The sequence below is a fragment of the Billgrantia desiderata genome, from assembly GCF_900108215.1.
Lineage (GTDB): Bacteria > Pseudomonadota > Gammaproteobacteria > Pseudomonadales > Halomonadaceae > Halomonas > Halomonas desiderata.
This window is the reverse complement of sequence record NZ_FNVC01000010.1, coordinates 12189-24768: the sequence shown is the minus strand read 5'-3', so window position 1 is coordinate 24768 and position 12580 is coordinate 12189. Positions and strand designations below refer to the sequence as shown.

Below are 12580 nucleotides of genomic sequence, written 5' to 3'. Positions count from 1 at the left end.
TTATTTCGTCTTTTTGGGTAAATAAATGTGCCTGGAATATTTTTTTATATTTACGCAATGAGGTGAGAGAAGCGCGATCGAGAGGCAGGGCGCCACGCACTCAATCTCATCGCAGGCTCAAAAGTCGCAGGAGCGTGAGCCGGCATCACGGCAAGATGTTCGACAGCGTTGATTTTCCAAGGAGGTAGGTCATGAAACGCAGCGAGTTGCACGACGCCATAGTGGTCATCACCGGTGCCTCGAGCGGCATCGGGCGAGCCACGGCACATGCCTTCGCCCGCAGCGGGGCCACTGTGGTGCTGGCGTCCCGACGAGAATCCGCCCTGCAGGAGACACTGCAGGAGTGCGAGCGGCTTGGCGGCCGTGGCATCGTCGTTCCCACCGACGTGTGCGAGGCCGATCAGGTCGAGCGGCTATGCGAGAAGGCGGTGGAGCGCTATGGGCGCATCGACGTCTGGATCAACAACGCCGCGGTGACGCTGTTCGGCCGCCTGGAGGAAACGCCGCGTGACGCCTTCGAAAAGGTGATCCAGACCAACCTGCTGGGCTGCGTCAACGGAGCGCGGGAAGCGATTCGCCAGTTTCGCGAGCAGGGTCATGGGCGGCTGATCAACGTCTCCTCGATGGTGGCCCACTCCGGTCAGCCCTTCACCAGTGCCTATGTGACCTCGAAATGGGGCATTCGCGGCCTGTCGGAGTGCCTGCGCATGGAGCTCGCCGATGCGCCGGACATCCATGTCTCCACCATTCTGCCGGCCTCCATCGATACACCGCTGTTTCAGCGTGCGGCCAACTACGTGGGGCAGCCGGTCAAGGCCATGACGCCTGTCTATCCCCCGGAGAAGGTGGCGGCGGCCATCGTGCACGTGGCCAGGCACCCGATGCGCGAACACTTCGTCGGCAACTCGGGGCGTATGATGGCGGCGCTTCGCACGCTGGCACCGCCGCTCGGCGAAAAGATGATGGAACGCAAGGTGAACAGCGACCACTTCGCCCAGGACCTGCCCGTCGAGCCCGGCTCGGGCAACCTGTTCCACTCGCGCGGAGTCGGGGCCGTTCGCGGCGGCTGGATCGAGCGCGAACATGGCGGCACCAGCAGCGGCATGGGGCTGGCACTAGGGCTGGCGGCCGTGGTGGTGCCGCTGGCGATGTACGCCTATCACCGTCAAACCTGACGTCGCCTCACTGCCAAGCCTGACCGCCGGGAGCGACAGGATGTCGCTCCCTTGGGATTTCGAATCACATCGCTGAAGACAGGAGTTTCTCATGCGACCCAGTTCCCCTTCCTACATTGCCGATTTCGATTCCGCTACCGGCATGCTGCGTGCCACCTCCAACTACCTGCACGGTCAGGATTACCCCGGCCTGGGCAAGGGGCATGCCATGGGCCGAATTGTGCAGGCGGCGAACTGGCTGCCGCAGGCGGCTCGCGAAGAGGTCTATGCGGTGGGCGGCGTGACCGAGGGGCACGCCCCCGACAAGCTCGATCAGGTCGATGCCGAAAAGGTGGCGGAGTGGATCACCGCCCGCTATCCCCAGCGGCGCTATCAGGCGGTGATGGTCGGCTCGGCCAGCGGCGCGCTGACGCATCTCTCCGCCGCCTTCGACATCCCCTGGCTGCCGCAGACCTTCTTCATCCCGGTGCGTCACCTCTCGGGGGACAACGACGACCCGAAGAAGGCCATGGAGTTCGGTCGTCGCTATGCCCCCAAGCTGCTCGAAGCCAATCCGGATCTGCAGCTCCATCACATGCACGACGCCAATCAGGATCGCCTGATGGTGGAGTACATGGACTACTTTCGCGTCAAGCGGCTGACCCTGGGTCGGGCCTACGAGCGCTTTCTCGAGGCGAACCTCGAGCCGGGCGGCACCATCATAGTGACCGAGTGCGGCAGCAGCTGGCCGACGACCCGTATCGGCGAGCGCCACTTCTTCCAGCACGGGGCGCTGGGTGGCGCCACCGAAGAGGAGTTCCACCACGGCAGCGAGCGGGTCGAGGAGTACCTGGAGCGCTATGATGCGCCGGTACGGCGCTGGGACTCGCCGGAGCCGGATGGCAGGAGCCCCGAGGCGGAGTGGGGCTTCGAGGCGGCGCTGCGCGACGACATCCTGCGCTTTGCCGCCCAGCACGGCTATCAGGTCAAGCGACTGATCTACGACGAGCCGGACTCCCTCAGCCCGATGGTGGCCGACTTCTACCGCGACTGGAACCGTGAACGGGGGCTCAAGGCCAATCGGGTACTGGTCGAGTCCTTCATCATGCTCGAGCCCTACTGGGCGCTGCGCACGGGCTCGGTGCCGTTCTGGATGAAGTTCAACATGAACCCCTCGGTGGACGCCATCGAGTCCTACCTCGATTCTCGTGAGCCCTTCGACGAGATCAACCTGATGCTGTTCAACAACGGCGTCGAGGGGGTGGGGTTCCCGCAGATCGACCGCTGGCGGCAGGTGCTGGAGCGGGCCCGCAGGCAGGGTCAGTTCATCGGCGTCAGCGAGGAGCTGCACCCGCGGGACTTCGGTTCGCTGGGACGCTACTACCTCGAGACCCGGCAGAAGATAAAGGCGCGCTACCCGTTGCCGGGCCCGCTGCCGCTGGCGCGGCTGACCGACTACATGGAACGTCACGGTGAGCGCTACGACGTCGAACTGCTGGCGGCATGAGGCGGACAGCGTGGCCTGCTTCGGCCGCTGCGAGGACGAAGCAGGCCTGGTCCGTTCGCGATCTGCACTTCGCCCGAGAGGGATCAGTCCCTCATTTCTCCCACCGTCATGACGCCGCGGTCGGCCAGTTGCACCGGCCGGGCGTCGTCTCGGGTCCAGGCGGCCATGGAGCCATCGTACATGGTGGCATTCGTAAAGCCGCCCACCTCGCTCAACTGGAACCAACCGCTGGCGGCCCAATGACCGGTATTGCAGAAGGCGACGGTAGGGGCTTCCCGGTCCAGCCCCAGGGCGTCGATCGCCGCGGTCAAGCGTTCGGGCTCCAGGTACCAGGCGCCGTCGCGCTCTACCAGCGCATCATCATGGGGCAGGTTCACCGAGTCCGGGATGGTGCCCGGCGCACGGGTGGCTGGCGACTGCCGTGCTCCGCTGAAGAACTCCTCGGGGCGGGCATCAACCAGCTGCTCGCCGGCCTGCCGTGAGGCGTCGACCTCGGCGTCGCTTGCCAGCAGCTCCTCGCGCAGCGTTGCGGAGAAAGCGGTCGCCTCGGGCGGTTCGAGCGGACCGCTGGCGGTCTCGAACCCTTGCCGTTCCCAACCGGCGAAGCCGCCGTTGAGGATCGCCACCTCGTCATGGCCCAGGGTCTTGAAGGTCCAGTAGACCCGGGTAGCGCTGGCGAAGTCGGTGGGGCCGGTGCCCGCCGGCACGACGATGACGGTGTCGCCGTTGTCGATGCCCAGGCCGCCGATCAGCCGTGCCAGATCGTCCACGTCCGGCATCAGGCCGGCCACGCCGTCGCGTTCTTCGCGCCAGCCATCCTCGGCGTAGTTGCTGTAGCGGCTGCCGGGAATGCGGGCGGCCTCGAAGGCGGTACGGTCGCCGCCGTCGTCGATGGTGGAGCGCACGTCGAGCACCACGAGACCTGCAGCGTTCAGATGCTCTTCCAGCCACTCGGCCTCGACCAGGGGAGAAGGGTGCATCGCCTGGGCGGTGCCGGCCATTGCCAGCGTGACTGCCAAGATCAGTGGAGTTCGCATGAGCCCGTCCTCCTCGCTGGGGATGGATGAAAGCCTAGGCCGGTGGCAGCGGGGAGGCAACGTTGCGTCTTCGGCTCATTGGCCCAGCTCGATCACCCTGCCGCCGGCGTCCTCGGCATCCTCGCGGTCGTGGGTCACCAGCAGGCTGGGCAGCCCCGCCTCGCGCAGCCGGTCGAAGACCAGTCGGCGCATGTCGTGGCGCAGCTGCCTGTCGAGCTTCGAGAAGGGTTCGTCGAGCAGTACGGCACGCGGTTCGGAAAGCAGCAGGCGCATCAGCGCCACTCGGGCCTTCTGGCCGCCGGAGAGGGTGGCCGGGTCGCGTGACCCGAAGCCGGCCAGGCCGACCTGCGCCAGTGCCGTCTCGACCCTTGCCGCCTTGTCGGGTAGGGCGCGGGGCATGCCGAAGCGCAGGTTACCGGCCACCGAGAGATGCGGGAACAGCAGCGGGTCCTGGAACAGCAGGCCGATACCGCGGCGCTCCGCCGGCAGTCGAGTGATGTCGCTATCGTCGAGCAGTACCCGGCCGCTGGCCTGGAAGACAGGTGCCAGGAAGCCGGCCAGGTATGCCAGCAGGGTCGACTTGCCCGATCCCGACGGTCCCATCACGGTGAAGACCTCGCCGGGACCGATCTCGGCGCCGAGTTCGAGCAGTGTGCTGCCCGCCAGGACGATGCGGACCTCGTCCAGCACCAGGCGGTGACCTGTGCTCATGGTGATCCCCTCATGTCGCGTCGATTGCGCCACAGCAGCCGTGGCAGGCCCACGGCGATGACGAAGCCTACCAGCGGCAGGCTGGCCTGAACCATTGCCCACACGCCGATCACCCGACGATTGCCACCGGCGGCCAGCGACACCGCCTCGGTGGTCACGGTGGGCACACGGCCGGCACCCAGCAGCAGGGTGGGCAGGTACTGACCGATACTGACGGCCAGGCCCACGGCGGCGGCGGTGAGCAGCGGCGCCAGCAGCAGCGGCAGCCGCACCCGCCAGAAGGCGCCGTTGCGCGAGGCGCCGAGACTCACCGCCAGCTGCGACCAGCGCGGGTCGAAGCGGCGGTAGCTCTCCGCGAGGGAGAGAAACACGTAGGGCAGCACGAACAGCAGGTGGCCGAAGATCACCAGCGCATGGGTGGGGCGAGTGCCCAGCGACTCCATCACCACCACCAGCCCGAACAGGAAGGCGATCTGCGGCACGATCAGCGGCAGGTAGAGCAGCGTGAGCGCCGAGAGCAGCCGTCCCTGGGCCGGCTGCCGGCCCGTTCGCTGTTCGTTCTCCAGCGCCGCCAGGGTCAGCGCCAGAGCGATCAGCGTAGCGCCGATGGCGATCAGCGCCGTGGTGGCGACCGGCCCCGCAAGGGCGGGCAGGGCGCGCAGCCAGTGCGCCGCGGTGAGGCCTTGCGGCAGGGCATCGGGAAAGCGCCAGAAGCCGGCAATGGAATATAGCGCCAGGCCGGCGATGCCGGCGAAGGCAGTGAGTGTGGCCAGCCCGATCAGCCCTTTGCCGGCCAGACGCAGCGGCAAATCGCCGCTGTCGCGTCCGCCACGCGCGAGCCAGTGCCGCCCCAGCCGGGCGACCAGGCGTTCCAGGCACCACCAGGCGATGAGCGCCGCGGCCGTGACGCCGAGCTGCAGCACGGCGCCGGCCGAGGCCATGAAGCGCCGGCTCAGATCGGGGTCGTTGAACCAGACGAGAATCGAGACCGCCAGCGTCGGCGGCAGGGTCGGGCCGAGAATCAGCGCCACGTCCACCACCGACGTGGCATAGGCGATGACGGCAAAGACCGGCAGTCGGATCAGCGGATAGAGCGAAGGGGTCACCACCTTGAGCCAGGCGGTGGTCGGGCGATAGCCGAGCGAGCGGGCCATGGCCACGCGCCGTTCCGGGTCGAGCTGGGGCAGGGCGGCAAGGCACATCAGCAGCAGGAAGGGGATCTCCTTGATGATCAACCCAGCCATCAGCGAGAACCCCCAGGGGTCCTGAACTATCAGCACGTCCGGCGGACGCTCCCAGCCGGTCAGCCCCGGCGAGACCAGTCGTGACAGCAGGCCGGATGGTGCGATCAGGAAGGCCAGGCCGAAGGCCGCGGCGGCGTGGGGGATCGACAGCAGCGGCGCGACCAGGCGTCGGATCCATCGGTCCAGCCGGCTGCCCGATACGCCGGCCAGAAACAGCAGCACCACGGCAAGCGAGATGGCCGTGGTAATCAGACCGCTGGCGAAACTCACACCCACCGAGCGGGTCAGGCCCGGTTGGGCCAGGAGCAGCCGCCAGGGCTCCAGGCTGAAGGCATGGCCGCCCAGCGCCGGCAAATAGCCGAACGCAGGCAGTACCGCCATGGTCAGGCCGGCCAGTATCGGGCCGACCAGCAGGATGACGATCAGCCACGGAGCAAGGCGCAGCATCGGCAGCGGCTGTCCCTAGCGGCCGACGTAGCGCGCCTGCCAGGCGTCCTGCAGCGCCGTCATCCAGCTCGGGTGCGGCTCCGGCAGGGTCTCGGTCAGTGCCTCCGGTGCCAGCAGGGCGGGATTGTCGCGCGCCTGTTCGAAGAGTGCGCGGGTCTCGGCATTGAGGCGCGTCACGTCGAGCACGGTGGGATCGCCCCACACCGAGATGTCCTGCTTGCGCGCCTGGGCCTCGGGTGAGAGCAGGAAATCGGCCACCACCATGGCGGCGGCACGGCGCGGTGAGTTGAACGGAATGGCAACGAAATGCACGTTACCCAGGGTGCCGCCGTCGAGTACGTAGCTGCGGGTCGTTTCGGGCAGCTCGAAGTCGGCCACCGCGGCGGCCGGCTCCGCCGGATTGAAGGTGAAGGCCAGTGCGACTTCGCCGTCGGCCATCAGCCGCCGCAGCTCGGGGCCATTGGCGGGAAACTGTCGCCCGCTGCGCCATAGGTGAGGGTGAAGGGCGTCGAGATACTCCCACAGCGGTGCCGTGACGTCTTCGAAGTCGCTCTGCGCCACCGGTTCATAGAGGGCATCGCTATCGTCCACCAGAGCAATGAGGGCCTGCTTGAGGAAGGTGCTGCCGAGGAAGTCGGGCAGGCGGGGGTAGGTGAAGCGTCCCGGGTTGGCCTCGGCCCAGGTGAGCAGCTGTGTCATGCTGCGCGGCGGCTCGTCCCCGACTTCGCTGGCGTCGTAATAGAAGGTGATCTGTGCCTTGCCCCAGGGCGACTCATAGCCTTCCGTGGGCAGGGTGAAGTCGGTGACCACCTCGGGATTGTGTTCCGGAAAGGTCAGCGCGAAGTTGGGCAGCCGCTCGGCGAAGGGGCCGTACAGCAGGTCGTTCTCTTTCATGGCGGCGAAGTTCTCGCCGTTGAGCCAGATCAGATCGATGCTGCCGTCGTCGTGATTGCCGGCGCTGCGCTCGGCCAGCACGCGGGAGACGGCGGCACCGGTATCGTCGATCTTGACATGCACCAGCTCGATATCGTGCTCGTCCCGCACTTGCCGCTTCACCCATTCGAGATAGTCGTTGACCCGCGTATCGCCGGCCCAGGCGTGCCAGTAGACGCTCTGGCCGCGGGCTTCGTCGAGCACCTGCGACCATGAGTCGGCCGCCGCCGGCGGTACCAGGATCAACGAGAGGGCTATGGCAGTGACAAGAAGGCGCATCGTCGTGCTCCTGGGTTGGCTTCGTGTCGGGTTCGGCTTTCTCGGCTTCGCCTGCTAACCTGATTTAAGGAGAAACTGAATCACCAACAGTAGGGTCCTACAAGCATACCCATATCACGACGCGAGGTAAGTCTGTCATGAGCGTGCGCCGTGTCGCCCGGCTTCACCGTCTTGTGCTGTGGTTCAGCTTCCTGTGCCTGGCTGTCGGAGGTGGTCTGCTGGCCTGGCAGAGCCAGGCTCAGGAGAACGAACGCATCGCCCTGGTGATGACGGTTGAGGGCGCCATCGGGCCGGCCACCGGCGACTACTTCGAACGCGGGCTGCGCAAGGCGGCCGAGCGCAATGCCGAACTCGTCATCGTGCAGATGGACACCCCGGGCGGGCTCGATGCCACCATGCGCAGCATGATCCGTTCCATGCTCACCTCGCCGGTGCCCGTGGCCATCTACGTCTCGCCCAGCGGCGCCCGGGCCGCCAGCGCCGGCACCTATCTGCTCTACGGCAGCCACGTGGCCGCCATGGCGCCCTCGACCCATCTCGGCTCGGCCACGCCGGTACAGATGGGCGGTGGGTTTCCCGGCCTGGACGAGCGCGACGAAGAGGAAGAGACCGAGGAGCGCAACGCACGGGAGAACGACGAGGCGGAGCAGGAAGCCGACGAGGCGAACGAGGCCAACGATGCCGAGGCCACGGAGGCCGAAGGCGACGCTCCCGCCGAGCCTGCCGATACGCGTCGGCGCGGCGAGACCGCCATGGAGCGCAAGGTGCTGGAGGACGCCGTCTATTACATTCGCGGGCTGGCCGAGCGCCATGGCCGCAACGCCGACTGGGCCGAGGAGGCGGTACGCGAAGCGGTCAACCTGACCTCCCGCGAAGCGCTCGAAATCAACGTCATCGACGTGGTGGCGCGTGACATCGACGACCTGCTGGAGCAGATCGACGGTCGCGAGGTGGTCATGGAGCGTGGCGAGCTTACTCTCAGTACCGCCGACATCACCGTCGAGCGCTTCGATCCCGACTGGCGCACCCAGTTCCTGCAGGTGATCACCAACCCCAACGTGGCCTACTTCCTGATGATCATCGGCTTCTACGGGCTGATCTTCGAACTCTCCAATCCGGGGGCCCTGGTGCCGGGCACCATCGGCGTCATCTCGCTGCTGCTCGCGCTGTTCGCCTTTCAGCTGCTGCCGATCAACTACGCCGGCCTGGCGCTGATCCTGGTGGGGCTGGGCTTGATCGTGAGCGAGGCGCTGATGCCGAGCTTCGGCATCCTAGGCATGGGCGGGATCGCGGCCTTCGTGATCGGCTCGGTGATGCTGATGGATACCGACCAGCTCGCCGTCTCGCTGCCGATGATCGGCGGCGTCGCCCTGGTGGCGGCGGGACTCATGCTGTGGGTGATGATTCGCTTCACCGGCCTGCGCCGGCGCCCGGCCCGCACCGGCCAGGAGCAGCTGATAGGCTGTCATGGCATGGCCCTGGAGGACTTCCGGCAGGAAGGCCATGTGCGCATGCGGGGGGAGCGCTGGAATGCGCACAGCCCCGTTGCCGTGAGGCGTGGAGAGGCGGTCAGGGTGGTGGCGGTCGACGGCCTGACGCTACACGTCGAACCCGTGCAACGAACCGCTCGGTAATGTAACGGAATTCATCGAGTCCAAGCGCAACACACATCAAGGAGAGTTCTCATGATGCTCGAATATCTCATTCCGGTCGTCCTGCTGTTCATGCTGATCGCCGCGTCGATCCGCATTCTGCCGGAGTACAAACGCGGCGTGATCTTCTTCCTCGGCCGCTTTCAGTCGGTCAAGGGGCCGGGGTTGATCATCGTCATTCCCGGCATCCAGCAGATGAGCGTGGTGGACCTGCGCGTGATCACCATGGACGTGCCGGAGCAGGACGTCATCTCCCAGGACAACGTCACGGTGAAGGTCAACGCGGTGCTCTACTTCCGTGTGGTCGATCCGGAGAAGGCGATCATTCAGGTCGAGAACTTTGCCGTGGCCACCAGCCAGCTGGCCCAGACCACGCTGCGTTCGGTGCTCGGCAAGCACGACCTCGACGAGATGCTCTCCGAGCGCGACAAGCTCAACGACGACATCCAGGAGATCATCGACGCCCAGACCGAGGAGTGGGGCATCAAGGTGGCCAACGTCGAGATCAAGCATGTCGACCTCAACGAGAGCATGATCCGCGCCATCGCCCGGCAGGCCGAGGCCGAGCGTGAGCGTCGTGCCAAGGTGATCCACGCCGAGGGTGAGCTGCAGGCCTCGAAGAAGCTGGTCGAAGCGGCCAACGTCATGGCCGAGAACTCCGCCGCCCTGCAGCTGCGCTATCTGCAGACCATGAGCGACATGAGCAACAAGAACGCCTCGACCATCGTCTTCCCGCTGCCGATGGACATCATGGAGGCGTTCCGGCACATGCAGGCGTCCACCGCCCAGGCGAAGACCAACGCCACGCGGCCAAGCGACCTGGGCGAAGGCTGAGCGAAGCGTGCCACGTCCCCCCGGACGTGGCATGCTGAGGCGATCCGACGGAATTCGAGGTCGCCTTGATCCACTCTCTTTCGCACCGCCAGCAGGGGCTGCTGCTGACCGGCGGCGGTGCGCTGATCATTTCCCCCGATGCCCTGCTGATCAAGCTGATCGCTCTGCCCGACAGCGAGATTCTGGTCTGGCGGGGTCTGCTCACCGCACTGGGTTTCCTCCTCATCATGCTGGCCCGCCACGGTGCCGGCACCGTCGCTGCCTATCGCCGCTGCGGCTGGACCGGCATCGGCGTGGCCGTGCTGTTCAGCCTCTCCACCTACGGCTTCGTGCTCGGCAACCAGTACACCAAGGGCGGCAACGTGCTGATGATCCTGGCCGGGGCGCCGCTGATTGCGGCACTGCTGTCACGCTTGTTCCTCGGCGAGCGGCTGCCCCGGCGCACCTGGCTCGCCATCTGGATCTGCCTGTTCGGCACCTCGCTTATCGTGCTCGACGACACCGGGGCGGGGTCGTGGATCGGCAACGCCTTCGCCCTGCTGGCGGCCACGGCGCTGGCGGCCAACTTCACCCTCTGCCGCACCCGCCCCGGGGTCGACATGAGCCCGATGCTCACGCTGTCGGGGCTGATCGTGGCCGCCACCGCGGGGCTGCTCGGGCTGGCCGGCGGCGGCATCGCGTTGCCGCCGGCCGATAGCCTGCTGTTGCTGATACTGCTGTGCCTGGTGCTGCTGCCTCTGGGCTTCACCCTGATCCAGCGCGGGCCGCTCTACCTGCCCGCCGCCGAGGTGGGGCTGCTGATGCTGATGGAAGTGGTGGTAGGCACGCTATGGGTATGGTGGCTGCTGGCCGAACGACCGGCGCCCTTTGCCCTGCTGGGCGGCGGCCTGGTGCTGGGTACGCTGCTGGCCAAAGGGCTTTACGAACGGCGGCTGGAGCGGCGGCTGAGGGCTCAGGGTGCAGCATTGCAGCGGAACTGATAGAATGCGCCGCTCGTTTCGGGGCATGCCGTCTTTGCCCCGCTCAACCGACCACGGATGCAACGCAACGTGCTGAAACCTTCGACAGGGCTGGTCACGCCGCCCTAGCGCTTCCCTTCTCTCGGTGATGCCGCCATCGGCACGCCACCGCTCGACATCTGCCGATGTCCCGGGCCGCTTGCCCCTATCTCACCGATTCACAGTGCTCCCTCAGGTCGCTACCCGGCGCGCCGTGGGAAACATGTGTCATCGCACCTGACGCCATCCGATATGTGCCGGTTGGCATGACGACTCACAGACTGGACCGAAGCATGTTCCGATCCACCAAGCAAGAATGGTTCTCCAACATCAAGGGCGATACCCTCGCCGGCATCGTGGTCGCATTGGCCCTGATTCCCGAGGCAATCGCCTTCTCCATCATCGCCGGTGTCGACCCCAAGGTCGGCCTCTATGCCTCCTTCTGTATCGCCGTGATCATCGCCTTCACCGGCGGCCGGCCGGGTATGATCTCCGCAGCCACCGGCGCCATGGCGCTGCTGATGGTCACGCTGGTGCGCGATCACGGTCTCGAATACCTGCTGGCCGCCACCCTGCTCACCGGGGTGCTGCAGATCGTGGCCGGCTACCTGAAACTGGCCGAGCTGATGCGCTTCGTCTCGCGCTCGGTGGTCACCGGCTTCGTCAACGCCTTGGCCATCCTGATCTTCATGGCGCAGTTGCCTGAGCTGACCGGGGTAACCTGGCACGTCTACGCCATGACCGTGGCCGGCCTGGCGATCATCTACCTCTTTCCCTACCTGCCCAGGGTGGGCAAGTCGATTCCTTCGCCGCTGGTGTGCATCGTGGTGCTGACCGCCGTTTACCTGCTCTCCGGCATGGAGATTCGTACCGTTGGCGACATGGGCGAGCTTCCCGATACCCTGCCGGTCTTCCTGTGGCCCGACGTGCCGCTGACTCTCGACACGTTGTGGATCATTCTGCCTTACTCGGTGATGCTCGCCGTGGTGGGTCTGCTGGAGTCGATGATGACCGCCACCATCGTCGACGATCTGACCGACACCCCGAGCGACAAGAACCGTGAGTGCAAGGGACAGGGTATCGCCAATATCGGCTCCGGCCTGCTGGGCGGCATGGCCGGCTGCGCGATGATCGGCCAGTCGGTGATCAACGTGAAGTCGGGCGGACGCGGGCGGCTCTCCACCCTGGTGGCCGGTGTGCTGCTGCTGATCCTGGTGGTGTTCCTTTCCGACTGGGTGTCGTTGATCCCCATGGCCGCGCTGGTGGCGGTGATGATCATGGTCTCCATCGGCACCTTCAGTTGGGCCTCGATTCGCGACCTGAAAAAGCATCCGCTGAGCACCAACGTCGTCATGCTGACCACCGTGGCGGTTACCGTGGGAACCCACAATCTGGCCATCGGGGTGTTCGTCGGCGTGCTGCTGGCGGCGATGTTCTTTGCCAACAAGGTGGGCAACATTCTCTACATCGGCTCCGCAGAGGCCGACGCCGGCAGCCGTCGAATCTATCATGTAGTGGGCCAGGTGTTCTTCGCCTCCTCCGAGCGCTTCGGCAGCGTCTTCGACTTCAAGGAGACGGTGGAGAAGGTCACCATCGACCTCTCTCGCGCTCACTTCTGGGACATCACGGCGGTGCAGGCATTGGACAGGGTGGTGATCAAGTTCCGTCGTGAGGGTACCGAGGTGGAGCTGATCGGGCTCAACGAGGCCAGTGCCACCATCGTCGACCGCCATGCCATCCACGATGACCCGGCGGCCGTGGAAAAGTTGATGGGCGGACACTAA

At 66.1% G+C, this 12580-nt stretch carries 10 protein-coding genes; 6 read left to right on the top strand and 4 right to left on the bottom strand.

Translation table 11 applies throughout. The features are described from left to right. Positions 1-191 precede the first annotated feature (191 nt). Together C4S71_RS10895 and C4S71_RS10890 are read left to right on the top strand one after the other, a co-directional pair. The gene (locus C4S71_RS10895; RefSeq protein ID WP_103969126.1) at positions 192-1175 is read left to right on the top strand and encodes an SDR family oxidoreductase; all 984 of its coding nucleotides are present in this window, start codon (positions 192-194) and stop codon (positions 1173-1175) included. Between the two features lie 91 nt (positions 1176-1266). After that, positions 1267-2661 carry a hypothetical protein gene (locus tag C4S71_RS10890; RefSeq protein WP_103969125.1) on the top strand — a complete coding sequence of 465 codons (1395 nt, stop codon included), beginning with the start codon at positions 1267-1269 and terminating at the stop codon, positions 2659-2661. An 83-nt stretch (positions 2662-2744) separates the two neighbouring features. Here the strand turns inward: C4S71_RS10890 and C4S71_RS10885 are convergent, their stop codons facing one another. The 4 genes from C4S71_RS10885 to C4S71_RS10870 form a co-directional block, all read right to left on the bottom strand. Further along, positions 2745-3698: a sulfurtransferase gene (locus C4S71_RS10885; protein WP_103969124.1), complete on the bottom strand. Its 954-nt coding sequence runs from the start codon at positions 3696-3698 to the stop codon at positions 2745-2747. A gap of 75 nt (positions 3699-3773) precedes the next feature. After that, complete coding sequence (locus C4S71_RS10880; RefSeq protein WP_103969123.1) at positions 3774-4409, bottom strand: ATP-binding cassette domain-containing protein; 636 nt, start codon at positions 4407-4409, stop codon at positions 3774-3776. Then, on the bottom strand, positions 4406-6100 hold the full coding sequence (locus C4S71_RS10875; protein WP_103969122.1) for an ABC transporter permease: 1695 nt from the start codon (positions 6098-6100) through the stop codon (positions 4406-4408). The genes C4S71_RS10880 and C4S71_RS10875 overlap by 4 nt, the downstream gene beginning before the upstream one ends. Before the next feature lie 15 nt (positions 6101-6115). After that, the gene (locus C4S71_RS10870) at positions 6116-7312 is read right to left on the bottom strand and encodes an ABC transporter substrate-binding protein (protein ID WP_103969121.1); all 1197 of its coding nucleotides are present in this window, start codon (positions 7310-7312) and stop codon (positions 6116-6118) included. Positions 7313-7449: 137 nt separating this feature from the next. On the opposite strand from C4S71_RS10870, the gene C4S71_RS10865 reads away from it, so the two are divergent. From C4S71_RS10865 to C4S71_RS10850, 4 genes are all read left to right on the top strand, one after another. After that, complete coding sequence (locus tag C4S71_RS10865) at positions 7450-8946, top strand: NfeD family protein (RefSeq protein WP_086510064.1); 1497 nt, start codon at positions 7450-7452, stop codon at positions 8944-8946. Positions 8947-8997: 51 nt separating this feature from the next. Next, entirely contained in the window at positions 8998-9798 is an 801-nt protein-coding gene (locus C4S71_RS10860) for a slipin family protein (protein ID WP_086510063.1), read from the top strand. A 65-nt stretch (positions 9799-9863) separates the two neighbouring features. Next, a complete protein-coding gene (locus tag C4S71_RS10855; protein ID WP_086510062.1) occupies positions 9864-10778 on the top strand; it encodes a DMT family transporter in 915 nt (304 codons plus the stop codon). 311 nt (positions 10779-11089) lie between these two features. Further along, a complete protein-coding gene (locus C4S71_RS10850) occupies positions 11090-12580 on the top strand; it encodes a SulP family inorganic anion transporter (RefSeq protein ID WP_103969120.1) in 1491 nt (496 codons plus the stop codon).